Here is a 25,800-nt window from a genome sequence, read left to right on the forward strand (position 1 = left end):
GACGAACTCCGCGCTCCGCGTTTCCGGCGGGGTCATCGGACCTCCTCGGGGACGTGGACGCACGCGGCGGTGTGCGGCACCTCGGCGCCACCCGGCCCGGTACGGCCCACGACCCTGAGCTCGACCGGCTCCGACGCGCACGAGACGAGCGAGACCGGGCAGCGGGGATGGAAGGAGCAGCCCGCGGGCAGGTGGGCCGGGTCGGGCGGGTCACCGCCCAATCCTCTCGGCGCCATCCTGGAGGCCGGGTCGCCGACGGTGGGGAACGCCTCGGCCAGCGCGTGGCCGTAGGGGTGCCTCGCGTCCAGGAAGACCTCGCGTGAGGGACCGGACTCGACCACGCGGCCCGCGTACATCACCGCCAGCCGGTCGCACGTCGCGGCGAGGACCGAGAGGTCGTGAGAGATCATGATGAGGCCGATCCCGTGTTCGGCGATGAGCGAGCGGATGAGCGAGAGCACCTGCGCCTGGATCATCACGTCCAGCGCGGTGGTCGGCTCGTCGGCGATGATCAGGCGTGGGGAGCAGGCGAGCGCCATGGCGATCATCACGCGCTGGCGCTGCCCGCCGGACAGCTCGTGCGGGTAGCCGCGCGCCCGCCAGGCGGGCAGGCCGACCTGCTCCAGCAGCTCCGCCGTCCTGCGCCGCGCCGCCGCGCCGGTCGCCATGCCGTGCACCCGCAGCGGCTCGGCGATCTGGTCGCCGATCCTACGCACCGGGTTCAGGGCGTGCTGTGCCCCCTGGAAGACCAGGGAGGCCGACGCCCACCGGACCGCGCGCAGCCGCCCCCAGCTCATCGTGAGCACGTCCTCGCCGTCCAGCAGGATCTCCCCGGACACCAGCGCGTTCTTCGGCAGCAGCCGCAGCAGCGACATGGCGAGCGTCGACTTGCCAGAACCCGACTCCCCCGCCACGCCGAGGGCCTCGCCCTCCGCCAGTCCGAGTGATACCCCGCGCACCGCGGGGACGTCCCCGGTCGCGCTCCGGTAGGTCACCGCCACGTCGCGCAGTTCGAGCAGGCTCACGAGACCTCCGGAGACCATCGGTCGAGTACGGTCACGAGACCCCCCGAAGACGTGGGTTGAGTACGGTCTCCAGAGCGCGCCCGCAGAGGGTGAACGCCAGGACGACCAGGATGATGCACAGACCCGGCGGCAGCACGTACCACCAGGCGCCCGAGGTGGCCGCGCCCCAGTCGTAGGAGGCGCGCAGCATGCCGCCCCACGACACCTGGCCGGAGTCGGCGCCGAGGAAGGCGAGGGTGGACTCGGTGACGATCGCGCCGGCGACCGTGAGGGTGGTGTTCGCCAGGACCAGCGGGGCGACGTTCGGCAGCACGTGCCGGGTCATCACGTGCCAGTGCCCGGCGCCCAGCGCCCTGGACCTCTCGATGTAGGGCCTCGCCTCGACCGCGAGCGTCTGCGCCCGGATCAGCCTCGCCGTGGAGGCCCACGAGGTCACCCCGATCGCCAGGATGATCGTGGAGGTGCCGCCGCCGAGTACTGCCGCGAGCACCAGGGCGAGGACCAGGGCGGGCAGCACCAGGAACCAGTCGGTGACGCGCATCAGCACCGCGGAGACCCAGCCGCGGAAGTGCCCGGAGGCGATGCCGAAGACCGTACCGATCACCATGCTGAGCAGCGCGGACATGAACCCGATGAGCAGCGAGACCCGCGCGCCCCACAAGAGCATGAGCAGGACCGAGCGGCCGGACTCGTCGGTGCCGAGCGGGAAGCCGGCGCTCGGCGGAGCCATCTTGGCGCCCGTCGCCCTGGTCACGTCCAGGCCGGACGGGTCGGTGACCAGCGGCGTGACGAGGGCCGCCAGGACGGCGACCAGCAGGATCGCCGCGCCGTACAACCCGGCCCTGTCGCGGCCGTACGCGCGGCGGAACCGCGCGAACGCGGCGCGACGGCGCGTCCTGGCGATCGCGCGCGGAGTCGCGGAGTCGTCATCGGCGGTTCGCGACGTCATGGCGGCTCCATCGGCGGTTACCGGTGAGGCCGCCTCGCCTGCCCGCCTGCCTCTCGTGTCCCTCGTGTCCTCCTTTTTCGTGCTCACGCCGACCTCACCCTCGGATCCAGGACGTGGTAGACCACGTCGGCCAGCGTGTTCATGACGATCACCGCGACGCAGACGAGCATGAAGGTCCCCTGCATGACCGCGTAGTCGGGTCCCCTGATCGCCTCGACGAACAGCAGGCCGAGACCGGGCCAGGAGTAGACGAACTCCACCGAGACCGCGCCGCCGACCACGAAACCGATCTGCATGAACACCAGGGTCACCGTCGGCAGCAGCGCGTTCGGCACCGCGTGGCGCCGCCGCACGTCGTCGTCGCGCAACCCCTTGGCGCGGGCGGTGGTCACGTAGTCCTGGCCGATCTCGTCCAGCAACGAGGAGCGCATGACCAGCAGGTACTGCGCGTAGACGACGGCGACCAGGGTGAGGCACGGCAGCACCAGGTGATGGGCGACGTGCAGGAGGTAGAGCGGCCCGTCGGGCGCGTCGACGTCCCGCATGCCCCGGGTGGGGAACAGGCCGGGTATCGGGCCCGCCCCCGCGGCGAGGACCATGAGCAGCAGCAGCCCCAGCCAGAAGGTCGGCACCGACCACAGGGTGAGCGCGGTTCCCGTGGAGAGGCGGTCGAACCGGCCCCCGTGCCGCCAGGCGGCCCTCGTGCCCTGCCACATGCCGAGGCCGACCGCGACGGCGAGCCCGGTGCCCACCAGCAGCAGTGTGGGCCCCACCCGCTCGCCGATGAGTTCGGCGACCGGCCTGCGGTACTCGTACGAGGTGCCGAGGTCCAGCCGCAGGGTTCGCAGCACGAAGTCCAGGAACTGCTCGCCCAGCGGCCGATCCAGGCCCATCTGCCGTCTGAGCAGGGCGAGCTGGTCGGGGGTGACGGGCACGTCGCGGGTGTAGGCGATGGTCGGGTCGCCGGGGATCAGGCGGAACAGGAAGAACGTCGCGACGATCACCAGCCCAATGCCGAGCAGCGCCCCGCCGAGCTTGCCCAGCGCGTAGCGGACCACGGCCCGGCGGGCACCGCCCTCCTCGGTGCCGTCTCTCATCTCCCGCGGTGTTGTGAGCATCGGCCGCTACTCGCGGTCGTCGACGGAGGCGCGGCGGCGCCGCAGGAGGAAAGCTCCGGCGCCGAGAGCCAGTACAACGGCCGCCGCGATGGCCACCACGGTGCCGGTTCCCGAACCGCTCCCGGCCGGGGCGGCGTCGCGCTCCACCGCACGCAGCGAGTAGACCGGCCAGTAGCTGCTCCCGCCGTACAGGATTCCCCTGTCCTCGGGGATCGGGGTGATGGCGGCGATCCGGTCCTTGCGGTAGCCCTCCAGGTTGTTGGGATAGTAGAGCGCGACGACGGGGGCCTCGGTGTAGAGCCGCTCCTGCATCCGCTTGATCAGCTCGACCCTGGCGGCCCGATCGAGTTCGGCCAGCTGGGCCTGGTAGAGCCGCTCGTACTCCTTGTCGCAGAAGAACGACTCGGTGCCGCCGCCCTGGCCGCTCGCGGTGGGCCTGCGGCTGCACAGGTGGGTGGCGAGGATCTCCTCCGGGTCCGGGTTGACCGACCAGCCGCTGATCGCGATGTCGTAGAGGGCCGTGCTGCCCGTCTCCTCGGTGAACTTGTTGGAGTCGAGCTTGCGGGTGGTGACCTGAATGCCGATGTCCTTCAGCCAGCCGGTGAGGAACTGGGCGATCTTGTCCTCGACGGGTTCGTCGGTGTGGATGCTGAAGCGCATCTCCAGCCTGCGTCCGCCGTCGGGCATGGTGCGGATGCCGTCCGCGCCCTTGGTGTAGCCGGCTTCGTCGAGGATGCGGTTGGCCTCCGCCAGGTCGAAGGCGACGGCCGTCTCGCCCTCGGCCTTCCAGAAGAACTCCTGGTACATCGGCGGGACGATCGAACCGTCCGCCGGTACGGCGAGACCGTTCTGTGCCTGCTCGACGAGGGTCTTCTTGTCGATCGCGTGGTGGATGGCCCGGCGCACCCTGACGTCCTTCAGCGCGGGGTGCCCGTCGCCGATCGGCTCGCCGTCGGCCGTCGCGGCGCCCGGGTTGAACTGCAGGTAGGCGGCCCGGCGACCCTGGGTGTTCCACTGCGTGATGTTCGCGTCGTTCGCGAGGGCCTGGAACTGCGGGCCCTGCAGGCGGCCGATCCAGTCGATGTCGCCCTTCTTCAGACCGGCGATCGCCGCCTCGGGATTCTCGTAGAAGACGACGTGCAACTCGTCGATGCCGGGAGCGCCGCGCCAGTACGACGGGTTGGCCTTGAGCCTCACATAGGCGTTCTTCCTGTGCTCGACGGCGATGTAGGGGCCGCTGCCGACGGCGGGGTAGGTCTCGTTCTCGTAGGTGCCGATGTCGGGGACGCTCTCCCAGACGTGCTTGGGCATGATCGGGATCGGCAGCTCCAGCATCGATGCCTGAGGCTTTTTGGTGGTGATGACCAAGGTCCGGTCGTCGGACGCGGTCACGGTGTCGAAGTTCTCCACGGCGGGGCCGTTGGCCGTCTTGGCCCCGTCATCCGTCATGATCTTGTTGAAGGTCCACGCGGCGTCCTGGGCGGTGACGGGCCTGCCGTCCGACCAGGTGGCTCCGGCTCGCATGGTGAAGGTCCAGGTCAGCTTGTCCGGTGAGGTCTCCCACGACTCGGCGAGGTCCGGGCTGGGCTTCAGGGTCTTGGAGTCGGGCACCGTGAGGAAGCCGTACATCCAGCGGTGAATCGACGTGGAGACCACCCGGACCGCCAGGAACGGGTTCATCGAGTCCACGCTCTGCGTCGCGCCCAGCCGGACGATCCTCTTCTGCTGCTGTGGCTGCGACTGCGACGCCCCCGCGGCGGAGAGCGTGAGGGGCTGGGGAGAGGGCGGGCGTTCAGGAAGTGGGGGGAAGTGCCTTGGAGACGACGGGAGGTGTTCCGGGGGTTCCGGGGGTGAGGCGTGCGCCATGGGAAGTGCCGTTGTCGAGAGTGCCATTGACAGTCCCAGGCTCAGCGCCGCCAGGCGCGCACCCCTTCTGAGCATGCCGTACCCACCTCCGGATCGGTGACTCCCTGACAACGAAGGCACACCATACAAACAGTGCGTGTCAACGGGCGGTGGAAGATTGTTTCACTCTCGTTTTATTTGGCGACATTATTTTTCAGATTCTCTGGGACGAATGCCGACAAAAGGGATTTTTATTCGAGAAAAGGGCGGCCGATGCGCTGCACCGACCGGCTGGTATGGACGAGGTCGGCGGGGTGCGGCATGCTGCGGAACATGACTCTGTTCTCGGTGGAAGGCAAGACGGTCGTCGTCACCGGCGGATCCCGGGGAATCGGCCGGATGATCGCGTCCGGGTTCGTCGACGCGGGGGCCACGGTCTACATCTCCTCACGCAAGGCGGCCGAGGTCGGCAAGACGGCCGCCGAGCTGGGGTGCACCGCGATACCCGCCGACCTGTCCACCCAGGAGGGGGTGTCCACGCTGTTCGAGGCGGTCGCGGAGCGGGAGACCCGGCTCGACGTGCTGGTCAACAACGCCGGGGCGACCTGGGGGGCGCCACTGGAGGAGTATCCCGAGCACGCCTTCGACAAGCTCTGGGGGATCAACGTCAAGGGCGTGTTCCACCTCACCCAGCGGTTCCTGCCGCTGCTGCGCGCCGCCGCGAGCCCGGAGGACCCGGCGCGGGTCATCAACATCGGTTCGGTGGACGGGCTCCGGGTGCCGGCGATGGAGAACTACGCCTACTCGGCGGCGAAGGCGGCCGTACACATGCTCACCCGGCACCTGTCACAGCGGCTCGCGGGAGAGTCGATCACGGTCAACGCGATCGCTCCCGGGCCGTTCGAGTCGAAGATGATGGCCTTCGCGCTCGACGACCCGGCGATGCGCGCGGCCGTCGCCTCACACGTCCCGCTGGGCAGGATCGGCAGCCCGGAGGACATGGCGGGCACCGCGATCTTCCTGTCCTCGCGGGCCGGCGCCTACCTCACCGGGACCGTGATCCCGGTCGACGGCGGCATCTCCGGCTGCGCGTAGTTTTTTTGTCAGATCGCCTTGGCCAGGGCGGTCGCCAGATTGGCGGCGGCGTCGGGCGCGTAGCACAGGAACAGGTAGGGCTCGGCGAGCTCGATCTCGATGAGCGCCGGACTGCCGTCGGCCAGCCTGACCAGGTCCACCCGGGCGTAGAGCAGCTCGGGAAACTCGCCGAGCACCTGCTCGGCGAGCGCGAACTGGTCGGGGTCCGGGGTGCGGAGCTCCCCGTGGCCGTCGCCCTGTCCCGGCCTGGTTGCGTTCTCGGTCAGCATCGGGCTGCGCCGGACGGCGTGGCTGAACCGGCCGCCGAAGTAGAGCAGCGAGGTCTCCCCCTCGCCCTCGACCATGTCCAGGTACGGCTGGATCATCGCGGTCCGGCCGTTGGCCGCCAGCTTGGCGGCATGCTCCTCGGCCAGTGCGCGGTCCGTGGTCCTGATCGTGTCGCGGGCTCCGGCCGAGATCGACGGCTTGACCACGTACTCGTCGAGGTGCGGGAGGTCCGCGGCCTCGCCCGGCGCGACCCAGGAGGTGGGGATGATCGGCGCCTTCAGGTCTTTCAGATAGACCTTGTCGGTGTTGCGTTCCAGCACGGCGGCCGGGTTGAACAGCCGGGTGACGGACTCCACGTGGCGCGCCCAGTCGAGGAATTCCGCCCGCCTCGTCACGTAGTCCCAGGCGGTGCGGACCACGACGGCGTCGAACGCGGCCCAGTCGACCTCGGGGTCGTCCCAGCGCACGATGTGACCGGTGATCCCCTGGTCGGCCCACGCGGCGACGGCGATTCCCTTCTCGTCATCGATCTTGTCCGGATCCGTGAAGGTCACGTACGCCGCGGAAGCAGGCATGGGGCATCCTCTTATGTCAGCATCAATTGGACATAAGGCACCTTACCTATGGCCGTGTTGTCGGCTGCGGGCCGGTCTGGGTCGTGTTCTTGGGTGGCGGGTGGGTTGGGTGTGCGCTGCGACTGTTTCCGGCTGATCCGAGGTGCGCGCTCCGGTGGGTGGGTGCTCCGGCCGGCCGTCTCAGTTGCTCCCCGGTGTTTCAGGCCTCCGGCCTGCTCGGGCGCGACGGTTGCGGGCTTTTATAAGCCGGCCGGAACACCCACCCACCTCCGCGCTCCCCCACCCCGCCGTACCGTGTGCGGACCGTAGTCGCTCACTCTCCGGCCGCCCAGCGCGCTCTCCGATGCTGAAGCCCTCACGACGGGACCGCTCAGGGTCGACCGCCGTAGCTGACGCGTATCTCACGCACCACTTCAGGGTCGATGTCGTCGGAGCAGGCGAAAGACGCCGACCGGGCCGGCCCTCTGCGAAATTCTGGTTGCGCTGCGGGCTACGCGCCGTTTTTCAGGTCGGTCACGAATGCCGCCCAGGTGTTACGGGCGAAGACGAGCTTGGGACCCGAGGGGTCCTTGGAGTCCCGAACGGCAACGGCATCACCCAGGTCCGCGACTTCGACGCAGTCTCCGTTGCCTCCGCTGAGCGAACTCTTTCGCCACATGACTTTGGTCGGGTCTACCGGGTTGGACATCGCACGGCCCTTCCGCTGGACACTCACACCAGGTTGTTTGACGCGTTCATCAGCATAACCGCCGTATCCGCCGGACTGAGTGCCGCCGCTCTGAGGTAGTCGAACACTGCGACGTAGCGTCGGACGTCAGCGCTGTCCTCCAGGTACAGACCGCTGGACATGTTCTCCAGATAGATGACGTCCAGGTCACTCGGAGCAGGAAAGCCCACAATGTTAAATGATCCGGTCATCGCCTGATGCGCCCCAGCCCTGTAGGGGAGGATCTGGATCATGATGTTGGGTCTCCGGCCGACTTCGGCAAGGTATCTGAGCTGAGTGGCAGTGGTCTCGGTTGTTCCCATGTGCTGACGCACCACCCCTTCTCCGAGAACCACGGATAGTTCCAGCGGGCGGTCGTCCGCGAGTCGCTTCTGACGCTCCATACGCACGGAGACCCTGCGTTCGATCTCCTCTTCCGCGTCTCCGGGGCGAGTAGCCGCGACAACCGCCCGCGCGTACTCCTCGGTCTGCAGTAGACCGGGGACCAGCGTCTGCTGATAGGTCCTGACGGATGCCGCCTCGGCTTCGAGGCCGATGAGCGTCGCGTACTCGCCAGGCAGCACGTCCCCGTAGTTCTGCCACCACCCTCGTTGCCGCGCTTCCCTGGACAGGGCCATCAACGGCTCCCTGTCGGCCTCGGGAACCTCGTACATGTCGAGGAACGCACGCAAATCTCGCGGGCGGATGCCCCTGCGACCCGTCTCGATCCGACTGACCGAGGCCGCCGTCAGATCCATGCGCTCGGCCACCTCCTGCATGGACAGACCGCGTTCGACGCGCAACCGGCGCAACTCCGACGCCAAGCGACGCCTGCGGACAGTGGGACTCGTGTCGGCAGCCATGACCGCACCTTCCTGAAGGTCTTACGTCCGAAAACTATCTTTGGAAACTTCCTTAGGTAACTACCAAGAACATACGACCCGAGGTAGCTTATCGGAGTGTAATCGAACGACTACAGAAGCGGCGGGGTGATGGAGATACCGGCGCGAGAGCGTGATTCGCAGCAAGTGCAGTACATCCACCTCGTGCGGCTCGGCTGGGGTCTGCGAGGGCTTGGGGTGTCCACCTCGCTGGTCGTCCCCGTCGCCGGGGCGCCGGTGCTGGAGATCATGTCTCCTGGCGGGGTGCGGGTCCGGATCCAGGTCGTCCGCCGCGCCTGCGGCTGGGTCTTCGTCTGGCGGCCCTGGTGGTCGAGGATCTGGCGACGCGACTGGATCTGGGCCGAGGCCGACAACGCGGCCGACATGGTCGCGTCGGCGGTGGCCGCGTGAGCGCGCCGGAACAGGACGTCTCCGGCGCGGCGGATACGGCGGCCGGGCGTTGGGACGGGCTTCGGATCGTGGGGCGGCGGGACTTTCCCGGCATCGCGCAGTCAGCGGGGGCGGCTCGTAGGTGGGCTTTGGAGCTTCTAGAGGGCCACGCGTCCGCTGAAAGACTGGAAACGCTCGAACTGCTGATCAGCGAGGTCGTCACCAACGCCGTCCTGCACAGCGACTCGGCCAGGCCCGGCGGCCTGGTGACGGTCAGGGTGGGGGTGGGCGACGACCTGATCCACATCGAGGTGATCGACGACGGCTCGGCGACCAGCGTGCCCGTGATCCGGACGACCGACGACGACAGCCTCAGCGGGCGCGGCCTGAGCTGGGTGGACCGCCTGGCCTGCGCCTGGGGCACCGATCGCGACGACGAAGTAGGCGGGGCCGTCTGGTTCCGGCTCAGGCACAGCCCATCTCCTCCCTTTCCTCACGGTGAAGGCGGTCTGCGGTTTCCCCGGTAGTTCAGTTGGCGATGCGCCGTCAGGCCCGGCGTTCGTGCCCCTTGTGAAGTGCGCAAGGGGCACGTCTTGCGGGGGCGCCGACTACGGTCCTGGCCGGGCTAACCTGCAGGCGATGTATGTCCTCCGAATCGGCCTGACCCTGGAGAGCCGGTTTCGGTAACCACCCGAATCACGGATTGGCCCGAGCTCAGGCGCCGGCGCCGCCGTCCACCGGCACGATCGCGCCGGTCACCATCGAGGCCCGGTCGCTGAGCAGCCACGCCGCCACCTCGGCGACCTCGCGAGGCTCGGCCATCCGGCCGAGCGGGATGCTCGCGTTGATGCGCTCGACGACACCCGGGGACACCGCCTCCCACTCGTCGATCATCTGCGTCGCGGTGCCGCCGGGGGTGATGCCGTTCACGCGGACCCCCTGCCGTCCCCAGGTCACGGCGGCGGTCTCGGTGATGCTGTTGAGCGCGCGCTTCATCGCGCCGTACGCGGGGAGCTCCGGGTTCGCGCGGCGGCTGCCGATGCTCGAGGTGTTGACGATCGCCCCGCCACCGCCCCGGCGCATGAGCGTGGCCTCGGCTGTCATCGCGGTCCAGTGCGCGCGGAAGTTCACCGCGAACTGCTCCTCGATGTCCTCGTCGCTCGTCGTGTCGAGCGGTCCGGGCTGCTGGATCGCCGCACCGTTGTTGAACGCGCCGTCGAGCCGGCCGTGCAGCTTCTCGACGTGGTCGACCGCCGCGCGGATGCTCTCCCGGTCGGCGAGGTCCACTGTCACGGCGTCCGCCACGCCGCCGTCGGCGCGGACCTCGGTGACGATCCGCTGGAGGGCATCGGTGCTGCGGGCGGCGAGCACGACGGCGGCCCCCTCGGAGGCGAAGAGCCGGGCCGCGGCCGCCCCGATGCCGCGGCTGGCGCCGGTGATGAACACGACCTTGCCGGTGAGCAGGCCGATGGGTGCGATGTCGATGGTGTTCGTCATGACGGCAGTGTCAGGTCGGCCACCAGGCCGGATACAGGCACAGGCAGTACCAGGATCGGCCGCCGCGCTGCGTGCAGACTGGGAGTTATGGACAAGCAGGAGCTCGGAGCCTTCCTCCGGAGCCGCCGCGAGCGACTCCAGCCGCGTGACGTCGGCCTGCCCTCGGGCTCGCGACGCCGGACACCGGGTCTTCGCCGCGAGGAGGTTGCGGTCCTCGCGCACATCTCCACGGAGTACTACGTCCGGCTTGAGCAGGGCAGGGCGCCACGCCCGTCCGGCGAGGTCCTCTCCGGGATCGCCGGCGCGCTGAGGCTGACCGACGCCGAGTCCGATCACCTTCACGTCCTGGCGGGCACCGCACCAAGCCGTAGCGGACTGCACCGGCGCGACGTCCGCCCGAGCATCCTCGCGCTCCTCGAACGGCTGCCGCAGACGGCCGCTTTCGTGACATCCGCCGTGTTCGAGGTGCTCGCGTGGAACGACCTCATGGCCGCGCTCATGGAGGACTTCTCCGCGCTCGACCCCAAGGACCGTAACCTCGCACGCAAGGCGTTTTTCGGATCGGCGCACGCCGACGCGGCGCTGTACGGGGTCTCCGACGCCACGGAGTTCCGGCACCACGTCGTCATGGGACTTCGATCCGCCCTCGCCCGGTACCCGTCCGACCCCGCGGTGATAGAACTCGTCGACGAGCTCCGCGACGGCAGCCCCGAGTTCGCCCGGCTCTGGGAGCGGCACGACGTGCAGGCCGCGCCGACGCTCACGAAGACCTTCCGGCACCCGGTCGTCGGAGAGATCACCGTCGACTGCGACTCGCTCACGCTCGCCGACCGCGACCAGAACCTCGTGCTCTACAGCGCGCCACCGGGATCCCGTGACGCCGAGATTCTCGCCCTTCTGAATGTATTGGGAGCCGAGAGCTTCAATACGAGCAGATAGCGCAGATAGCTCTGAAAGCCGGAAGTCCGGGCGCTCGTTAGGTGTGCACGGTCGACCTCCTGTCAGCTCTTGGGAGGAGGCGCGGCGTCTGGTCAAGGCTCGCCGATTCCCGCTCGACAAAGGTCGGGTGTCACGGCTCCAGGTGGGTGCGGTCGAGGTGGGCCAGCCGGTCGGGGTCGGAGAGGATGTCGATCGCGGCGATCCTGCCGTCGGAGACGGTGAAGCTCATGACGGAGATCAACCGGTCGTCGATGGTGTTGACCAGGCCTGCGAGGCCGTTGACGAGGACGGGATGAGTGGCGGCGCTGGTGGCCATGCGCTGGAAGGTGGCGAGTTGTCCGGCCACGGCCGCGACGCCGCGGATGACCTTCATGCCGATGAGCGGGCCGGCGTCGGCGCGAAGCACCACGTCGGGGTCGAGGATGGACACCAGCGCGGTGAAGTCGCCGCCACGTGCGGCGGCGAGGAAGGCGTCCACCACTCGTCGCTGACCGCTCAGGTCGGGGTCGGGCTTCGGGGCCGTGTCACGAACGCGCCGGCGGGCGCGGCTGGCGAGCTTCTTGGCCGTCGCCGGCGTACGGTCCACGATGGGCGCGATCTGCTCGAACGGCAGCCCGAAGACGTCGTGGAGCACGAACGCGAGCCGTTCGGCTGGGGTGAGAGACTCCAGCACGACCAGCAGCGCCAGGCCCACCGAGTCGGCCAGCAGCACTTCCCGTTCAGGGTCGGCGGCATCCGCGCGGCTGATCACCGGGTCGGGCAGGCGCTCCTCCAGCGACTCCTCACGCCGGGACCTGCGGGCTCGGAGCATGTCCAGGCAAACCCGGCCGACCACCGTGGTCAGCCAGCCACCGAGATTGCCGATGTCACCCGAGTCGGAACGCGCCAGCCGCAGCCAAGCCTCTTGGACCGCGTCCTCGGCCTCGCTCAGCGAGCCGAGCATGCGGTAGGCGACCGCCTTCAGATGGGGGCGGTGCACCTGGAACCGGTCGGCCAGAAATTCATGGGGCGTCATGGTCGCGTTCCTCTCGTCTCGGCCACGTCGAATCGCTGACGCGGCGGAGCGGTGAAAGGTGACCGCGAACGTACCCGGTCACCTTCGCCCCGTGCGATCCGTCAGAGCGGCGTTCCACCATTCGAATCCGGAAGGAAAGCCCACTGTGACCACCACCGAGTCGCGTCTGCCCAACCCCGTCCTGCTCGTTCCCGAACTCAAGGACGTCGGCGGCGCCCTGTACAGGGCGACCGGGAACGGCACGGTCCCGCCGACCACCATCGGCCTGGTGCAGCTGCGCGTCGGCCAGATCGTCGGCAGCACATACCTGACCATCCTGCACACCGGGAACCTCCGTGAGGCCGGCGCCACCGAGGAGAGCATCACCGCCGTGGCCTCCTGGCGGGACGCTCTCTGTTTCACCGACGCCGAACGCGTCGCGCTGGAACTGGCCGAATCCGTGCTCACCCCGAACCCGTCGGGCGAGCGCGTCCCCGACGAGCTGTATGCCCGAGCGTCGGAGCAGTATGACGACAGGGCGCTCGCCACGCTCATCATGGCCATCGGCCAGGTCTGCTTCTTCCTCCCCCTGGCCCTCATCGGCAAGCCGCTGCCGGGTGTGTCCGCGGCGGAGCAGTGGAGGCGGTGAGGGTCGGTCCCGCGTCTACCCGGTGCTGAACCCGGTCGTGTGGGACGGATAGGTCGGGGCCGGTGTGTCCGCGGTGGATGAGCCTCCGTCAGCCCCGACTGTCGGCCCCGACCGTCAGCCTACGGTCAGTCCCCGGGAGGCGAGGATCAGGGCGGCCTGGGTGGGGCTGACGATCGCTCCGCGTAGCGATCGGAGCCGGGTGTCGTCGACCTCGCCGAGATCGGCGCCGCGCAGGTCCGTCTTGGTGAAAACCGTCTCGACGGTGCGGGCGCCGATCATGCGGCAGTCCTCGAACACGCTCTTGGTGAAGTCGCAGCCCGACAGGTTGGCGTCGTCGAAGCGGACGCCCCGCAGGTGGAGACCTCGCATCGAGCAGCCGGTGAGGTCGGCCAGCGCCAGGTTGGAGCCGTCGAACCGGTAGCCGGTGCCCCGGCAGGAGGACAGCACCGCGCCGATCATGCGGCAACCGGTGAAGGTGACGTCGGTGAGCAGGGCCAGCTCGAAGCGCGCGCTGGACAGGTCGACGTCGGTGAAGGTCGCGTCGACCAGCTCGGCGTTCGTGAACCTGAGCCCCGCTCCCCCGCCGCCGGAGAAGCGGGCCCCGTCCAGGTCCGCGCGGCGGAAGTCGGCCCGCTCCAGCACGCACTTTTCGAACGAGGCCTCCACCAGCGACGCCCCGGCGAGGTCCGCGCCGGTGAGATCGCACTCCCTGAACACGTAGGGTCCTTCACCGGTCAGATGATCGCTGAGCGAGAGCCCCGCCAGATCGACCCCGTGGATCTCGCGTTGCTCTGTCAGCAACCGTGCCGCATTCATTCCGCGATTCAAGCAGGCCGCACCGACAGAATTCTCACCCCTGCTCCGGGAGACCACAGGGCCTTCCGGAGACTCCGGAAGGCCCTGTGGTCCAAGAGGTCCCGCGGTCCGCGAGGCCACGGCGCTCCGAGGCGTCACGGTCGGTGGGAGCGCTCCCGCTCAGGCCGTGCCCTGATCCCCGGCGAGGAGTTCGGCGGCGGCCTGGCCGCAGACGCGGGAGGCGCCGTGGGTGGCTATGTGGACTGCGCCGAGGTCGGAGCGGCCCGGCAGTCCCATCTCGACCACGACCGCGTCGGCGCGGGCGGCCAGCAGGTGCAGGAGCGCGTCGGCCTGCCAGGGGTGACGGTGGGCGTCGCGGACGACGACGACGAGGGGGCGCTCGGCCGCCGCGGCGAGTGCGGCCTCGACGGCGCCTCCGGTGGCGCCGGAGGCGGTGAGCCGGGTGACCGTGGTGCCGGGGAGGAGCTTGCCGAGCGGCTCCCCGACGCCCCACGGGGTGTCCTTCTCGATGGCGAGGTTCATCTCGGGGGCGAGTTCGACGACGTGCGGGGGGGCGGACAGCGGGATGGGCGCGGTCGCGGAGCGGCGGGTGATCCGCAGGGCTCGCCGGGCGGCGGTCAGACCGATCGACGGGGTGCCGGAGCCCGCCGACGCGCTCCGACGGGTGGCCGTGCTCCAGAGGGCGAGTTCGCAGACGCGCCGGGAGGCGTCGGCGAGCCGCTCCTCGGAGAGCCTGCCCTCGATCACGGCGTCCACGATCGCGTCGCGGATCCCGATCGCGGTCTCCTCGTCGGCGTGCTCGCCACCCACGCAGATCGCGTCGGCACCCGCGGCGACGGCGAGGACCGAGGCGCCGCCGATGCCGTAGGGGCCGGAGACGGCGGCCATCTCGATGCCGTCGGTGACGACGACGCCCTCGAAGCCCAGCTCGACCCTGAGCAGGTCGTGCAGGACCGGGCGGCTGAGGGTGGCGGGCATCGCGGGGTCCAGGGCGGAGACGAGCAGGTGCCCGGTCATGACCGTGCGTACTCCCTGCTCGACGGCGGCGCGGAAGGGCCGCAGCGCCACCTCGCGCAGTTCCTCGGGGGTGGCGGCGACGAGCGGCACGCCGTGGTGGGAGTCGACGGAGGTGTCTCCGTGGCCGGGGAAGTGCTTGGCGCAGGCCGCCACTCCCGCCGACTGCATGCCGCGGATCCAGGCCACGGTGTGTCTGGCGACGAGGTCGGGGTCCGCGCCGAAGGAGCGCAGGCCGATGACCGGGTTGTCGGGGTTGGAGTTCACGTCCGCCGAGGGGGCGAAGTTGAGGTTGACGCCGGCGAGGGCGAGGTCGCGGCCGAGGTCGGCGGCGAGTTCCTCGGTGAGGTCGGTGTCGTCGACCACGCCGAGGGCGAAGTTGCCAGGGCGGGTGCTCCCGCCCGCGGCCTCCAGGCGGGTGACCTCGCCGGACTCCTCGTCGATGCCGACGAGGACCTGGGGGTTCTCCCCTCGCAGTACAGCGGTGAGCTCGGCGACCTGGGAGGGGGTGGCGATGTTCCTGGAGAAGAGCACCACTCCGGCCAGTCCCTCGCCGATCCGGCGTCGGATCCAGTCCGGCGGCGATTTGCCCTCGAACCCGGGAAAGACGACCGTCTCCGCCAGACGGAGCAGCTCTGGGCCGCGCTTCATTCACCCCTCCTCGCCTGACGACCGGTCGGCGTTCCTGCCGGGAACGCGCAGGCACCGCGTTGTCACCGGACCCCCGGGGAAAGCGCTCCCACGGCGGCTCTGCGCAAATCTAATAGGAAAGTTTCCTAATTGCTAGTGGGCTGACCATAGGGCTTCCGCTCAGGATTTTGCGGATCGCGACGATGGACGAGCCGAAGGTCCGCTGATAGGCGGGCGGAGAACGAGAGGTCCCGCGCCCGGCGGGACCCGTCCGGCGACAAATGCGGTGAGCGTTCGGTCGCGGGAGATAACCGGGATGAGCTGGCGCGTTCCGGTGAACAAGCGATTGCGCAAGGGCTCATAATGGGGGCGTGAACACGCGAAAGAACTCCGGCGGCGCGACCACGACCCCGGTCAGGCGCCAGAGCGGGACCAGACGCGCGGCCACATCGGGCCCCGCCTCGGAGCGCCGTGACCATCTCGTCAAACTCGCCGCCGAGCTCTTCGCCCGCAAGGGCTTCCAGGCGACGACCGTCCGGGAGATCGCGGAAGAGGCGGGCATCCTGTCCGGAAGCCTCTATCACCACTTCGACTCCAAGGAGACGATCGTCGACGAGGTGCTCACCACCTTCCTCGACGACCTCGTCGGCCGCTACCGCGCCGCCCTGGACCGCAACGGCGACCCCCGCACGATCCTCTCAGAGATGGTGCGCATCGGGTTCGGCACGCTGGAGCCCCACCGCGCGGCGATCACCGTCATGCAGAACGACTGGAGTTACCTGAGGTCGCTCCCCGGCGACCGCTTCGACTACCTGGTCAGGGCCGAGGAGGAGGTCGAGCGCATGTGGGTCGGGCAGATCAAGCTCGGCCAGGCCGCCGGCCTGCTCCGCGCGGACGTCGACCCCAAGCTCACCTACCGCATGATCCGCGACACCATCTGGGTGACGGTGCGCTGGTTCCGCCCGGGGGGCCGTCTCAACACCGCGGGCCTCGCCGAGCACTACATCACCATCCTGTTCGACGGCCTGGCGACCGGCGAGCGAAGTAGCCAGAACGAATAACGCCCACGGAACCGGCGCGGCGGGCGGCGCGGCCTGTGAGAATCAAGCGTCCGCGAAGCGAACGGGAAGTGGTGGGCAGCGTGGAGATTCTGCAGAAGGCCGTACGAATGGCGCTCACCGACGTGGCCGACCCCGCCAAGGCTCCGGTGATGCAGACCTACATGAGGTCGTCGATGCCGTTCCTCGGCGTGCAGGCCGCGCCCCGCCGCGCCGCGCTGAAGCGGGTCTTCGCCGACTATCCCGTCGACGAGGCGTCCGCGTGGCGAGAGGCGACGCTGACCCTGTGGCGCGGGGCCGAATACCGCGAGGAGCGCTACGCGGCGATCGAGCTGACCGGTTTCCGCCTCTACCGCTCCTTCCAGACGCTCGACGCGCTGCCGATGTACGAGGAGATGATCGTCACCGGAGCCTGGTGGGACTACGTCGACGAGCTCGCCATCCACCGCGTCGGCGGCCTGCTCGCGGCCTTCCCCGACACCATGCGCCCCCTCATGCTCCGCTGGGCCCGCGGCACCGACCTGTGGAAGCGCCGTACGGCCATCCTCAGCCAGAACCGCTTCAAGTCCGCCACCGACACCGGCCTGCTGTACGCCTGCATCGAGCCGAGCCTGTCCGACAACGACTTCTTCGCCCGCAAGGCGATCGGCTGGGCCCTGCGCGAGTACGCCAAGACCAACCCCGACGAGGTCGTCCGCTACGTCGACCACACCCGCATCAGCGGCCTGAGCCGCCGCGAGGCCCTGAAAAATCTCCCCAACCGATAGACCCGATACGCGCCGTCATGGCTCTCCTGGGAAGACCGCGCCCCATGTCTCCCAAGCCCGAACATGCCTGTTTCACGGCAGAACGACGATGTCGATGATCACTTTCGGTGGACCGCCCCCTGCGGAAAGAGATCGAGCTTCGACACGAGACGTTCACAGAAGTCGATGATCTCAGCGGTCCACGCGGTCGCCTCGTCGAGTTCGGCGCCGGTGACCGCCTCGCTGGGCTGGCCGGAGTATTCGAGGACATTCCTTCTTCGCCGCATGTGATCGAGTCGACGGAGCGAAGCACCTTCCCTGGTCTGCCCGAACTGGGCCGTGACAGCCTCCCTGAGGGCGATGTGGCCACCGGCAGACGTGGCACGCAGGCCCTGGGCTTGCAGGAGCGCCGCTGATGCCTTCCTCGCGGCGTCATAGCAGAGGGTGTAGGCACCGTCGGGATCGGTGTCACGGATCAACTCCACCGATTCGAGATGGCTTCGCGCCGATTCGAGCATCGACTCGGCCATGTGATCGGCCAGCGGAACCCGTTGGAGCTCACGATCGTCGAGAAGCTTGCGGATCGCGGCTTCCCCGATGGTCCACTGCACTGCCGAGTTTCCCCTAGACCTCCACGGTTACCGTCGGCCCGTTCGCGATCTCGCGGAGCAGGCCTTCGTCGCCAGACTCCCACGCGGATACGCTCCGTAACACCGGATTCACGGAAATGCCCAGACGGCGCTCGGCTCGCTCCGCCGCGTCGTAGACGTCCCCCCGGGAGGGGGAGCCGATGACCAGGAGGTCGACGTCATTGGGCTGAGGGCCGGAGTGGCCGTGATAACGCGCGGCCCAGGAGCCGAAGATGACGAGCCGCTCGATGCCCGCCACCGACGCGAACTCCTCAGCGAGGATCGCGGGAGGACCGAAGGTGACGGCCAGCAGTTGCGTCAGTGGCCGTGAGGCGGCGGCATCGGCGTTGGCTCTGACAAGCCGCGCCCTGCCGATTCTGCGCTCTCTGAGGAGACCGGCGCGCACGAGGCGATGCACCTCTCGCTGGACCGTGGGAAGTGGAGAACCGAGGAAGTCGGCCAGATCGGTGATCGTGAATTCTTCGTCGACGGCCAGGAACAGGCGTGTCAGAAGGCGGGCCTGAAGAGGTGATCGGAAGATGGGCATGAGTTCGGGAGCTGACGCTCTCATATAGTTGACGATAACTCTCGTTATACGAGAGCGTCAACGATGCCGAAGTGTCACGGAGATGGTTCCTGCGGGAGCGCGGCCGGGTGTCCTACTTGAGGGCGCCGGCGGTGAGGCCCTTCTGGATCTGGCTCTGGAAGATCGTGTAGACGATCAGCATCGGCAGGATGGCCATGCTGAGGGCGGCGAACAGGGCCGACCAGTCGGCGTCGTAGCCCGCGGCGGTGGAGATGTCGGCGATGCCCTGGGTGAGCACCCACTTGTCCCGGTCGGAGTTGAGCAGGACGAGGGGCAGTTGATACTGGTTCCACTGGCCGAGCACGTTGAAGATGGTCACGCTCACGATGCCCGGCTTGGCCATCGGCAGCATGATCTGGAAGAAGACCCGGGCGTGCGAGGCCCCGTCCACGAAGGCCGCCTCGGCCACCGCTCCGGGCAGCGTCCTGAAGAAGGCCGCGAGGAAGAAGACGGTGAAGGGCAGCGAGTAGGCGATGTAGACCAGCACCAGCCCGCCGTGCGTGTTCAGGCCGATGAACGGGCCGATCACCGGGACCGCCCCCATGTTCTGCACGACGAAGAACAGCGGGGTCAGCGCCAGGTAGACCGGGAAGGCGAGGCCGGAGACGAAGAGCAGATAGATCGACCGGTTGCCCCGGAAGCGGTAGCGGGCGAGCACGTACGCGGCCATCGAGCCGAACAGCATCGTGCCCAGGGTGCCGAAGGCCACCACGACGATGCTGTTGATCATGTACTGGCCGATGTGCGCCTGCTCCCAGGCGCGGGCCCAGTTGTCGAGGCGGAGGTGGGCGGGCAGCGACCAGGCGTCGCCGAAGATCTCGTCCTCGCTCTTCACCGACGCGAGGAACGTCCACACGATCGGCACGACGACCAGGACCGTCCAGACGAGCAGCGCGACGTGCGTCAGGGCCGACAGGGGCCCCAGGCGCCGCCTGCGCTCCTCGCGGGCGAACGCCCTGCTCGGGGAAGTCACGACGTCGGCCACTAGAACTCGATCCGCTCACGCCGCGACAGGCGCAGGGCCAGCGCCGCGAACCCGATGGTGAAGAAGAACAGGACCACGCCCATCGCGGAGGCGTAGCCGAACTTGAAGTACTGGAAGGCGGTGCGGTAGATCTCCGCCGCCATCACGGTCGTGGAGTGGTCGGGGCCGCCGTGCTCGGCCGTCATCACCCACACGATGGCGAAGACGTCCAGCGCGGCGATGCCCAGATAGACCCAGCCGACCTGGATGGTGTCCCACAGCAGCGGCAGCGTGACCCGCAGGAACAGCGAGGGCCCTCCGGCGCCGTCGATCGCCGCCGCCTCGAAGAGGTCGCGCGGGATGGAGGCGATGCCCGCGGAGAAGAGCACGACGTAGAAGCCGACCGCCTGCCAGACCAGCACGGCGAGGATCGACCAGAAGGCGACGTCGGTGCTGGACAGGAAACCGATCGGCTCGAAGCCCAGGGCGATGAGCGGCGCGTTGAGCATGCCGCTGCGGTCGGGCCTGAAGACCTGCTGGAACAGTACGGCGACCACGGCGACGGCCAGCACCTGGGGGAAGAAGAACACCACGCGGTAGAACTTCGACCCCCAGATGCCCCCGGTGCCGCCCCGCCCGCCCGCGTTGAGCAGGAAGGCGAAGAAGAGCGCGATCCCGAGCGTGAGGATCGGCAGCAGGAGGAGCAGGACCAGGTTGTGGCTCACCGCCTGCCAGAACACGTTGTCGGCCAGCAGTCGCCGGAAGTTCTCCAGCCCCACCAGGCGCGGGGTCGCGTTCACCCCGCGCCAGTCGGTGAACGCGATGTAGAAGGCCTGCGCGTAGGGCGCGATCACGTAGATCAGGTAGAGCGTCAACGGGATCGCGAGGAACCCCGCGACGAACCGTGTCCTGCCGTGGTCCATCGCCGGCCTACCGTTTCCCCGGCGTCGTCACACCACCGAGGCGACGGCCCAGGACCGGTGCCCGGTGAGCGACGGGCCGGCCCCCGGGCGCCCCGTCGCCTGCCGCCGTCATCGGCTGAACTTCTTCACCGAGGCGTCCTTCTTGATGGCGTCCGCCTTCTTCTGCGCCCGGTCCGCCCACTGGTCGACGGTGAGTTTGCCCGCCATGAGCTGCCCGGTCGCGGCGGCCACCTCGTCGTGCAGCTCGACGTACCACTTGCGGAACAGGAACCAGACGGCGTTGTCGCCCGCCGCCTCCAGCGCGGCCGAGGCGCTCTTCAGTCCCGGCTGGAGGGTGCGGCCCGCGTCGGCGCCCTTGACGACCGTGAGTGTGGAGACCATCTCCATGAACTTGCCCGCGCCCTCCTTGGAGAGCATGGCGCGCATGTACTCAAGGCCCGCGCGGGGGTTGGCCGACTTGGCGGGGACGACGTACTCCTCGCCCGGCTGGGCGTGCAGGGTGCCGTACGGCAGGGCGTCGGAGGTGCCGAAGTCGGGGAGCGCGAACATCGCGTAGTCGAAGCCTTCTGGCGTGGAGTCCTTCTGCTCGTTCTCCAGCCAGGAGCCGCAGGGCAGCATCGCGACCTGGCCCTTGTTGTGCGCCGTCTGGGTCTGCACGTGGTCGAGCCCCGCGGTGCCCTGGAGCAGATACTTCGACCCGAGCTCGACGAAGGCCCCCGCGGCCTGCCTGACCGGCTCGGCCTTCCAGGCGCCGTCCTGGAGGTTGTCGATGTTCTTCAGCACGTCCTTGCCGCCGATCTTCGCGGCGAGCGTGAGGATGGCCTCGTAGATGTAGAACGGGTGCTTGCCCGCGTAGGTGAAGGGCGCCATCTTGCCCGACTTCTTGATGGTCTCGCACAGGGCCAGGAAGTCGGCCCAGGTCTTGGGGACCTGCCAGCCCTCGGCCTCGAAGAGCTTTCGTGAGTACCAGATGCCCCAGACGGTGTTGGCGTAGTTGAGGACGTACGGCGTGCCGTCGTAGCTGCCCAGCTCGATGGCGTTCTGATCGATCGTGTCGCGCACCTTGACGGCGGGGTCGTCCCAGCTCGGCGCGTCGTACAGCGGTGTGAGGTCGGTGAGCTGGCCGTCCTGGACGAGGGCGCCGAAGTCCATCGCGTTGGCGCCGGAGTTGTTGACGAACTCCGGCGGGTCGCCGCCGGCGAAGCGCGGCTGGAGGGTCTTCGCGATCTCCTTGGTGGCGTTGTGACTGATCTCCAGGTTGGGGTGTTTCGTCTTGAGCAGCGGCTCGTGGACGTCCGTGGCGTAGGCGTCGCCGAAACCACCGTCGAAGATCCAGACCTCCAGGGGCCTGCCCTCGACGAGGCCGAGCGGGTTGGCCGCGCTGGTGGCCCCGACGACGGGTGCCGAGGAGGCGGCGCCGCCGTTGCCCGCGGGGGTGGCGCACGCGGACAGGGCCGGCACGGTGAGACCGGCCAGGGCGGCGCCGCGCAGGAGCTCGCGCCTGGATAGCTGGGTCATGCTTCCTCCTGGAAGTGGCCTGGGAGTGAGGGGCGGTGCTCAGGCACCTCGCCGGATCCTTCCGGCGTAGCGGTTCTCAAGGGCGCGGTTGTGCTCGTCACCGCCGGTCACGTTGGCGGAGCGGTAGATCGGCGGGGTGAGGCCCGCCTCGCTCAGGTCGCGCACCACCTCGGCCACGACCATCTGGGCGAGCAGCGCCGAGGTGATGGTGGAGACCGCACCGAACGTGCCGCCGTCCGGGAGCGGCAGGACCGCGTCGCCGTACGGGGCGCGGTTGTCGAGCACCACGTCGGCGAGGTCGAGGAGCTTGCGGCCCGAGGGGTGGCGGGAGGTCATCGCGGTGCTGTGCCGCACCGATGTGAGGGCGATCAGGGGGTGCCCGTGCTCCTTGACGATCGAGGCGAGCTCGACCACCGATCCGTTCACCCCTGAACTGGAGATCAGCACGAACACGTCCTCGGGGCGGACGGGAGCCAGGTCGTAGATCCGCCGGGCGACCGAGGGGTCGCGCTCCAGCTCGCCGGGTGCTCCCAGCAGGGTGGCGACCGGGGCGTCCCCGTACAGGACGACGTCGCGCAGGGCGAGGCGGTTGCTGGGCACCAGGCCGCCCGCGCGTCCGGCGATCTCCATCGCGATCGCCTCGGAGTGCCCGGAGCCGAACGCCTGGATCACGCCGCCACCGCGCAGGGACTCGACGATCAGCGCCGCCGCGGCCCCCACCGCCTCCTGCTGGGTGCCGGAAACCTCGTCCACCAGTGCCTTGACCTCGTGAACGTACTCGGCAGCACCGATCCGCACGGTCAGCTCCTCTCCACGCGATGGCTCTCCAGAGCCCTGATCGTCAACTCGAAGGCCTCGTTGGTCTGCTCGTAGGTGCGCTGCGCGACCGCGACATAGACGGTGTCGAGGACGAAGAGCTGGGAGTGGACGGCGGCGAGGCCGCCCAGCCTGAAGGTGGTCTCGCGGCTCGCGGTGGTCAGCACCTGATCCGCCAGCTCGGCGAGCGGGGAGCGGGCGAAGGAGGTGACCGCGACGGTGAGCGCGCCCCGGTCCCCCGCCTCGCCGAGGGACTCCAGCACCTCGCGGGTACGGCCCTGGTGGGAGATGCCGATCGCGACGTCGCCCTCGGCGAGCAGCGCGGCGTCGGCGAGCGCCTCGTGCGCGTCGGCGTGGCTCCAGCAGGGGATCCGGATGCGGCGCAGCCGCCCGCCCAACATCACGGCGACCGCCCCGCTGGTGGAGACCCCGAAGATGAGGACGCGGCGGGCCGCGACGATGGCGTCGGCGACCGTGGCGACGGTGCCCACGTCGAGCTGGGCGGCGGTCTCCTGGATGAGCCGGGAGTCGGCGGCGGCCATCACGCCGATCGCCGCGTCGAGCGGATCGGTGGGACCGATCTCGTGGCCCACCCCCGCGTCCCAGTTGGCCTGCGCGGCACGCCCGTTCTCCGTGGCGAGGGCGACGCGCAGCCCGGCGTACCCGGCGAAGCCGAACACCCTGCAGAAGCGGGTCACCGTGGCGGGCGAGCTGCCGCTCCGCTCGGCGAGCGTGATGATCGTCGATCGCGCGGCCTCGGCGGGGTCGGCCAGGATCGCCTCCCCCACCCGGCGCAGCGCCTCGGGCAGCGCGGGTGTCTCGGTCTGTATGCGTCCGAGCGCGCCTGCGGCCACAAGCATTCCTTTCACCGGAGTTCTTCTGGGTGAAAATTATTCTCAAGTCAAGCTCGCGTCAAGGCCGTCGAGGGCACCGTTAGGTGCCCCGCACCCGCCCAGCCGGGGTTTCGGGGGAGAAATCGACAACCTCCGCCGCCTTTCGAGCGTCGTTTCTAGCAGAGGTTCCAGAAAAAGGAACCGCGCTGACGGAGGCGAACCCCACGATGACTCCACGTCCGGCCGACACGCCGCACCAGGTTTCCGGCGCGCACGTCCACGACGAGCTCGCCGCCCGGCGCGCCCGGCGCGCCCGGGACCAGAGACTGCGCAACGACCCGCACATCCGGCTGCTGGAACACGAGCACGGCATCCGCTTCACCGCCGAAGAACTCCAGGCCGCGGAGCGCCAGGCCCAGGAGCTGCTGACGTCGCCGCCTCACCAGGAGCCGCTCGTCGACGAGGAGACGCGCTCCCTGCAGCTGCTCGTCTGGCGCCGCCTGGGCCCGCGGGGGTTCCAGGGGTTCATGCGGGAGCTTGAGGAGATGGAGAACGAGCTGGCCAGGGCACGGCACGACGGCTGGGGCGACGAGATCAGCTGAGTCCTCCAGCACCGGCCGCGTTCCGACGGATCGGCACCTCCGGCGTACGCGGGCGACCGCGCGCACCCGCCGGGCCGGACCCCGCCGGACGAGCTCGGGAGCCCTGTCCGCCCCGCCGGCGGAAGCCGAAGAACCGCACGTTCGCCGCCCTGACCGCCCCTCGCACCCGCCGTCGCGATCTCACCCGTCGCGGTGACGCGACCACCCCCCCGGGCAGGCGCCCGCCCTTTCCCGCGCGGGCTAAAGTGGGCGTAGATCCACCGTCACGTGTTAGGCGACCATGCTCCACCAGCGACTCCAGCCCCCCACCCCCTACGCGGCCCTGATCTTCGACTGCGACGGGACCCTCGTCGACACCACCTCCGCCAACGAGAGCGCGTGGCGGACCGCGCTGGCCGGGTGGCAGGTCGACCTCGACTCCGCGTGGTACCGGGCGCGCACGGGCCTGTCGTCCGACCGTCTGCTGGCGGAGCTGGAGACCGAGACCGGAGCCGAGCTCGACTACCAGGCGGTGCGGGCGGCGGCGCTCGACGCCTACCAGTGGCTGATCCACACGGTCACCCCGCACCGGCCGGTCAGCGCGGTCGCCGAGGCCCACCGGGGACGGGTGCCGATGGCCGTGGCCTCGGGAGGCGCCCGCCAGGCCGTGGAGGAGACCCTGCGGGTCACCGGCCTGCGCCCCCTCTTCGACACCGTGGTCACCAGGGACGACGTCCGCTACGGCAAGCCCGCCCCCGACGTCTATCTCCTCGCCGCGCGCCTCCTCGACGTCGCCCCGTACACCTGTGTCGCCTACGAGGACACCGACGAGGGAGTGGCCTCCGCCCTCGCCGCGGGGATGACCGTCATCGACGTCCGTCCCTCGTTGCGCTAGACGCCCCCCACACTGGCCATCTGTACTATCCAATGATGCGGATATCCGAGCTCAGCGCCGCATCGGGCGTATCCATCCCGACGATCAAGTACTACCTGCGCGAGGGCCTGCTTCCCGCGGGCGAGCAGACCTCGGCCACCAGCGCGCGGTACGGCGAGGGCCACGTGCGCAGGCTGCGGCTGATCCGGGCGCTGCTGGAGGTCGGGCGGCTGCCCATCGCCTCCATCGGCAAGGTGGTGGCCGCCGTCGACGACGAGAGCCTGGACCTGCACCACGTCCTCGGCGTCGCGCAGTACGCCCTCGCGCCCGCGGTCGAGCCGGACACACCCGACGAGGAGTGGACGCGTGCCCGCGCCGAGGCCGACACCATGATCACAGATCTTGGATGGCAGATCGATCCCGAAGCCCCGGCCCGCGACGAGCTGGCCCAGGCCGTCCTCACCCTCGGCCGGCTCGGCATGCCCGCCGACGGTGAGGCCCTGCGCCCCTACGCCGACGTCGCCCTGCGGCTCGTGACCGAGCACGAGATCGGCACCATCCCGTTCGACGGACCCCGCGAGGAGGCGGTCGAGGCCCTCGTCCTCGGCACCGTCGTGCACGGCAGGGTCCTCGACATCATGCGGCGGCTCGCCCACGAGTCGGTCTCGGCCCGTCTCCTCGGCAGCTGATATCACCTGCGACAAAGGTGACGAAAATGACTTGGCGCAATAATCGGCGTCACCTGTGACGGATGTCTCAATCGTTCCAATCGTCCCACGAAAGGGCAGCTCACAGCCCTGGAAACCATCTGTGCGGATTTCAATACAGCCTCTGCCTGCCCATATAGGTCTGAGTAACACTCTGTTCACACATGGGCAACAG

The 25,800-nt window shown here is 69.3% G+C and carries 28 protein-coding genes; 10 read left to right on the forward strand and 18 right to left on the reverse strand.

Going from position 1 to position 25,800, the window contains the following annotated elements; all coding sequences use genetic code 11:
* Positions 1 to 32: 32 nt before the first annotated feature.
* The 4 genes from ACFY3V_RS04950 to ACFY3V_RS04965 form a co-directional block, all read right to left on the reverse strand.
* Positions 33 to 1,043: an ABC transporter ATP-binding protein gene (locus ACFY3V_RS04950; protein WP_362898631.1), complete on the reverse strand. Its 1,011-nt coding sequence runs from the start codon at positions 1,041 to 1,043 to the stop codon at positions 33 to 35.
* A gap of 13 nt (positions 1,044 to 1,056) precedes the next feature.
* Positions 1,057 to 1,974, reverse strand: a complete 918-nt coding sequence (locus tag ACFY3V_RS04955) for an ABC transporter permease (RefSeq protein WP_389770042.1) — start codon at positions 1,972 to 1,974, stop codon at positions 1,057 to 1,059.
* A gap of 83 nt (positions 1,975 to 2,057) precedes the next feature.
* Positions 2,058 to 3,092: an ABC transporter permease gene (locus tag ACFY3V_RS04960; protein WP_389770045.1), complete on the reverse strand. Its 1,035-nt coding sequence runs from the start codon at positions 3,090 to 3,092 to the stop codon at positions 2,058 to 2,060.
* A gap of 6 nt (positions 3,093 to 3,098) precedes the next feature.
* Positions 3,099 to 5,033, reverse strand: coding sequence for an ABC transporter substrate-binding protein (locus ACFY3V_RS04965; RefSeq protein WP_389770048.1), 1,935 nt, complete (start codon positions 5,031 to 5,033; stop codon positions 3,099 to 3,101).
* A gap of 237 nt (positions 5,034 to 5,270) precedes the next feature.
* Between ACFY3V_RS04965 and ACFY3V_RS04970 the strand changes: the two genes are divergently transcribed.
* A complete protein-coding gene (locus tag ACFY3V_RS04970) occupies positions 5,271 to 6,032 on the forward strand; it encodes an SDR family oxidoreductase (protein ID WP_389770051.1) in 762 nt (253 codons plus the stop codon).
* Between the two features lie 8 nt (positions 6,033 to 6,040).
* Here the strand turns inward: ACFY3V_RS04970 and ACFY3V_RS04975 are convergent, their stop codons facing one another.
* From ACFY3V_RS04975 to ACFY3V_RS04985, 3 genes are all read right to left on the reverse strand, one after another.
* Positions 6,041 to 6,874, reverse strand: coding sequence for a RimK family alpha-L-glutamate ligase (locus tag ACFY3V_RS04975; protein WP_389770054.1), 834 nt, complete (start codon positions 6,872 to 6,874; stop codon positions 6,041 to 6,043).
* 490 nt (positions 6,875 to 7,364) lie between these two features.
* Entirely contained in the window at positions 7,365 to 7,562 is a 198-nt protein-coding gene (locus tag ACFY3V_RS04980; RefSeq protein WP_389770061.1) for a DUF397 domain-containing protein, read from the reverse strand.
* A gap of 23 nt (positions 7,563 to 7,585) precedes the next feature.
* Entirely contained in the window at positions 7,586 to 8,443 is an 858-nt protein-coding gene (locus ACFY3V_RS04985) for a helix-turn-helix domain-containing protein (protein WP_389770064.1), read from the reverse strand.
* A gap of 165 nt (positions 8,444 to 8,608) precedes the next feature.
* Here ACFY3V_RS04985 and ACFY3V_RS04990 point away from each other — a divergent pair, with 165 nt between their 5' ends.
* Positions 8,609 to 8,872 (forward strand): hypothetical protein, encoded by a 264-nt coding sequence (locus ACFY3V_RS04990; protein ID WP_362898647.1) that lies wholly within the window; start codon positions 8,609 to 8,611, stop codon positions 8,870 to 8,872.
* A complete protein-coding gene (locus ACFY3V_RS04995; protein ID WP_389770068.1) occupies positions 8,869 to 9,378 on the forward strand; it encodes an ATP-binding protein in 510 nt (169 codons plus the stop codon). Before ACFY3V_RS04990 ends, ACFY3V_RS04995 begins: the two co-directional genes overlap by 4 nt.
* A 187-nt stretch (positions 9,379 to 9,565) precedes the next feature.
* On the opposite strand, the gene ACFY3V_RS05000 is transcribed toward ACFY3V_RS04995, so the two are convergent.
* Positions 9,566 to 10,348 (reverse strand): SDR family NAD(P)-dependent oxidoreductase, encoded by a 783-nt coding sequence (locus tag ACFY3V_RS05000; RefSeq protein WP_389770071.1) that lies wholly within the window; start codon positions 10,346 to 10,348, stop codon positions 9,566 to 9,568.
* An 87-nt stretch (positions 10,349 to 10,435) separates the two neighbouring features.
* Between ACFY3V_RS05000 and ACFY3V_RS05005 the strand changes: the two genes are divergently transcribed.
* On the forward strand, positions 10,436 to 11,287 hold the full coding sequence (locus ACFY3V_RS05005) for a helix-turn-helix transcriptional regulator (RefSeq protein ID WP_389770075.1): 852 nt from the start codon (positions 10,436 to 10,438) through the stop codon (positions 11,285 to 11,287).
* 130 nt (positions 11,288 to 11,417) lie between these two features.
* On the opposite strand, the gene sigJ is transcribed toward ACFY3V_RS05005, so the two are convergent.
* Positions 11,418 to 12,302 (reverse strand): RNA polymerase sigma factor SigJ, encoded by an 885-nt coding sequence (gene sigJ / locus ACFY3V_RS05010; protein WP_389770080.1) that lies wholly within the window; start codon positions 12,300 to 12,302, stop codon positions 11,418 to 11,420.
* Positions 12,303 to 12,447: 145 nt separating this feature from the next.
* Here sigJ and ACFY3V_RS05015 point away from each other — a divergent pair, with 145 nt between their 5' ends.
* Positions 12,448 to 12,930 (forward strand): carboxymuconolactone decarboxylase family protein, encoded by a 483-nt coding sequence (locus ACFY3V_RS05015; RefSeq protein WP_389770083.1) that lies wholly within the window; start codon positions 12,448 to 12,450, stop codon positions 12,928 to 12,930.
* Between the two features lie 114 nt (positions 12,931 to 13,044).
* Here ACFY3V_RS05015 and ACFY3V_RS05020 read toward each other — a convergent pair whose 3' ends face one another.
* Together ACFY3V_RS05020 and ACFY3V_RS05025 are read right to left on the reverse strand one after the other, a co-directional pair.
* Complete coding sequence (locus ACFY3V_RS05020; RefSeq protein ID WP_389770086.1) at positions 13,045 to 13,746, reverse strand: pentapeptide repeat-containing protein; 702 nt, start codon at positions 13,744 to 13,746, stop codon at positions 13,045 to 13,047.
* A 159-nt stretch (positions 13,747 to 13,905) separates the two neighbouring features.
* Entirely contained in the window at positions 13,906 to 15,411 is a 1,506-nt protein-coding gene (locus tag ACFY3V_RS05025) for a glycoside hydrolase family 3 N-terminal domain-containing protein (RefSeq protein WP_362898662.1), read from the reverse strand.
* 350 nt (positions 15,412 to 15,761) lie between these two features.
* Between ACFY3V_RS05025 and ACFY3V_RS05030 the strand changes: the two genes are divergently transcribed.
* Both ACFY3V_RS05030 and ACFY3V_RS05035 read left to right on the forward strand, forming a co-directional pair.
* A complete protein-coding gene (locus tag ACFY3V_RS05030; RefSeq protein ID WP_362898664.1) occupies positions 15,762 to 16,451 on the forward strand; it encodes a TetR/AcrR family transcriptional regulator in 690 nt (229 codons plus the stop codon).
* Between the two features lie 80 nt (positions 16,452 to 16,531).
* A complete protein-coding gene (locus ACFY3V_RS05035; RefSeq protein WP_389770091.1) occupies positions 16,532 to 17,215 on the forward strand; it encodes a DNA alkylation repair protein in 684 nt (227 codons plus the stop codon).
* 98 nt (positions 17,216 to 17,313) lie between these two features.
* On the opposite strand, the gene ACFY3V_RS05040 is transcribed toward ACFY3V_RS05035, so the two are convergent.
* The 7 genes from ACFY3V_RS05040 to ACFY3V_RS05070 form a co-directional block, all read right to left on the reverse strand.
* Positions 17,314 to 17,805 (reverse strand): hypothetical protein, encoded by a 492-nt coding sequence (locus tag ACFY3V_RS05040; RefSeq protein WP_362898668.1) that lies wholly within the window; start codon positions 17,803 to 17,805, stop codon positions 17,314 to 17,316.
* A 13-nt stretch (positions 17,806 to 17,818) separates the two neighbouring features.
* On the reverse strand, positions 17,819 to 18,394 hold the full coding sequence (locus ACFY3V_RS05045; protein ID WP_362898670.1) for a helix-turn-helix domain-containing protein: 576 nt from the start codon (positions 18,392 to 18,394) through the stop codon (positions 17,819 to 17,821).
* Positions 18,395 to 18,482: 88 nt separating this feature from the next.
* Complete coding sequence (locus ACFY3V_RS05050) at positions 18,483 to 19,394, reverse strand: carbohydrate ABC transporter permease (protein WP_389770095.1); 912 nt, start codon at positions 19,392 to 19,394, stop codon at positions 18,483 to 18,485.
* Complete coding sequence (locus ACFY3V_RS05055; protein ID WP_362898674.1) at positions 19,394 to 20,296, reverse strand: sugar ABC transporter permease; 903 nt, start codon at positions 20,294 to 20,296, stop codon at positions 19,394 to 19,396. Before ACFY3V_RS05055 ends, ACFY3V_RS05050 begins: the two co-directional genes overlap by 1 nt.
* 108 nt (positions 20,297 to 20,404) lie before the next feature.
* Entirely contained in the window at positions 20,405 to 21,814 is a 1,410-nt protein-coding gene (ngcE, locus tag ACFY3V_RS05060; protein ID WP_362898676.1) for an N-acetylglucosamine/diacetylchitobiose ABC transporter substrate-binding protein, read from the reverse strand.
* 39 nt (positions 21,815 to 21,853) lie between these two features.
* On the reverse strand, positions 21,854 to 22,612 hold the full coding sequence (locus ACFY3V_RS05065; protein ID WP_350944771.1) for an SIS domain-containing protein: 759 nt from the start codon (positions 22,610 to 22,612) through the stop codon (positions 21,854 to 21,856).
* A 2-nt stretch (positions 22,613 to 22,614) separates the two neighbouring features.
* Positions 22,615 to 23,490, reverse strand: a complete 876-nt coding sequence (locus ACFY3V_RS05070; RefSeq protein WP_389770243.1) for a MurR/RpiR family transcriptional regulator — start codon at positions 23,488 to 23,490, stop codon at positions 22,615 to 22,617.
* A gap of 200 nt (positions 23,491 to 23,690) precedes the next feature.
* Between ACFY3V_RS05070 and ACFY3V_RS05075 the strand changes: the two genes are divergently transcribed.
* The 3 genes from ACFY3V_RS05075 (at position 23,691) to ACFY3V_RS05085 (ending at position 25,607) form a co-directional block, all read left to right on the forward strand.
* On the forward strand, positions 23,691 to 24,065 hold the full coding sequence (locus ACFY3V_RS05075) for a hypothetical protein (RefSeq protein ID WP_362898679.1): 375 nt from the start codon (positions 23,691 to 23,693) through the stop codon (positions 24,063 to 24,065).
* 280 nt (positions 24,066 to 24,345) lie between these two features.
* Entirely contained in the window at positions 24,346 to 24,939 is a 594-nt protein-coding gene (locus ACFY3V_RS05080; protein ID WP_362898681.1) for an HAD family phosphatase, read from the forward strand.
* 35 nt (positions 24,940 to 24,974) lie between these two features.
* Positions 24,975 to 25,607, forward strand: coding sequence for a MerR family transcriptional regulator (locus ACFY3V_RS05085; protein ID WP_389770101.1), 633 nt, complete (start codon positions 24,975 to 24,977; stop codon positions 25,605 to 25,607).
* The last annotated feature ends 193 nt before the right edge of the window (positions 25,608 to 25,800 follow it).

The sequence above is a fragment of the Streptosporangium sp. NPDC000095 genome (assembly GCF_042899335.1).
In the GTDB taxonomy this organism is placed as follows: Bacteria; Actinomycetota; Actinomycetes; order Streptosporangiales; family Streptosporangiaceae; genus Streptosporangium.

Bases quoted from the DNA above. Each gene is read 5' to 3' on its own strand.
- ACFY3V_RS05075 (WP_362898679.1), top strand. From the start codon at position 23,691: ATGACTCCACGTCCGGCCGACACGCCGCACCAGGTTTCCGGCGCGCAC.
- ACFY3V_RS05025 (WP_362898662.1), bottom strand. From the start codon at position 15,411: ATGAAGCGCGGCCCAGAGCTGCTCCGTCTGGCGGAGACGGTCGTCTTT.
- ACFY3V_RS04985 (WP_389770064.1), bottom strand. From the start codon at position 8,443: ATGGCTGCCGACACGAGTCCCACTGTCCGCAGGCGTCGCTTGGCGTCG.
- sigJ (WP_389770080.1), bottom strand. From the start codon at position 12,302: ATGACGCCCCATGAATTTCTGGCCGACCGGTTCCAGGTGCACCGCCCC.
- ngcE (WP_362898676.1), bottom strand. From the start codon at position 21,814: ATGACCCAGCTATCCAGGCGCGAGCTCCTGCGCGGCGCCGCCCTGGCC.
- ACFY3V_RS05000 (WP_389770071.1), bottom strand. From the start codon at position 10,348: ATGACGAACACCATCGACATCGCACCCATCGGCCTGCTCACCGGCAAG.
- ACFY3V_RS04950 (WP_362898631.1), bottom strand. From the start codon at position 1,043: ATGGTCTCCGGAGGTCTCGTGAGCCTGCTCGAACTGCGCGACGTGGCG.
- ACFY3V_RS04965 (WP_389770048.1), bottom strand. From the start codon at position 5,033: ATGCTCAGAAGGGGTGCGCGCCTGGCGGCGCTGAGCCTGGGACTGTCA.
- ACFY3V_RS04980 (WP_389770061.1), bottom strand. From the start codon at position 7,562: ATGTCCAACCCGGTAGACCCGACCAAAGTCATGTGGCGAAAGAGTTCG.
- ACFY3V_RS05085 (WP_389770101.1), top strand. From the start codon at position 24,975: ATGCGGATATCCGAGCTCAGCGCCGCATCGGGCGTATCCATCCCGACG.
- ACFY3V_RS05020 (WP_389770086.1), bottom strand. From the start codon at position 13,746: ATGAATGCGGCACGGTTGCTGACAGAGCAACGCGAGATCCACGGGGTC.
- ACFY3V_RS05055 (WP_362898674.1), bottom strand. From the start codon at position 20,296: ATGGACCACGGCAGGACACGGTTCGTCGCGGGGTTCCTCGCGATCCCG.
- ACFY3V_RS05070 (WP_389770243.1), bottom strand. From the start codon at position 23,490: ATGCTTGTGGCCGCAGGCGCGCTCGGACGCATACAGACCGAGACACCC.
- ACFY3V_RS05045 (WP_362898670.1), bottom strand. From the start codon at position 18,394: ATGAGAGCGTCAGCTCCCGAACTCATGCCCATCTTCCGATCACCTCTT.
- ACFY3V_RS04955 (WP_389770042.1), bottom strand. From the start codon at position 1,974: ATGACGTCGCGAACCGCCGATGACGACTCCGCGACTCCGCGCGCGATC.
- ACFY3V_RS05080 (WP_362898681.1), top strand. From the start codon at position 24,346: ATGCTCCACCAGCGACTCCAGCCCCCCACCCCCTACGCGGCCCTGATC.
- ACFY3V_RS04970 (WP_389770051.1), top strand. From the start codon at position 5,271: ATGACTCTGTTCTCGGTGGAAGGCAAGACGGTCGTCGTCACCGGCGGA.
- ACFY3V_RS04960 (WP_389770045.1), bottom strand. From the start codon at position 3,092: ATGCTCACAACACCGCGGGAGATGAGAGACGGCACCGAGGAGGGCGGT.
- ACFY3V_RS05005 (WP_389770075.1), top strand. From the start codon at position 10,436: ATGGACAAGCAGGAGCTCGGAGCCTTCCTCCGGAGCCGCCGCGAGCGA.
- ACFY3V_RS04975 (WP_389770054.1), bottom strand. From the start codon at position 6,874: ATGCCTGCTTCCGCGGCGTACGTGACCTTCACGGATCCGGACAAGATC.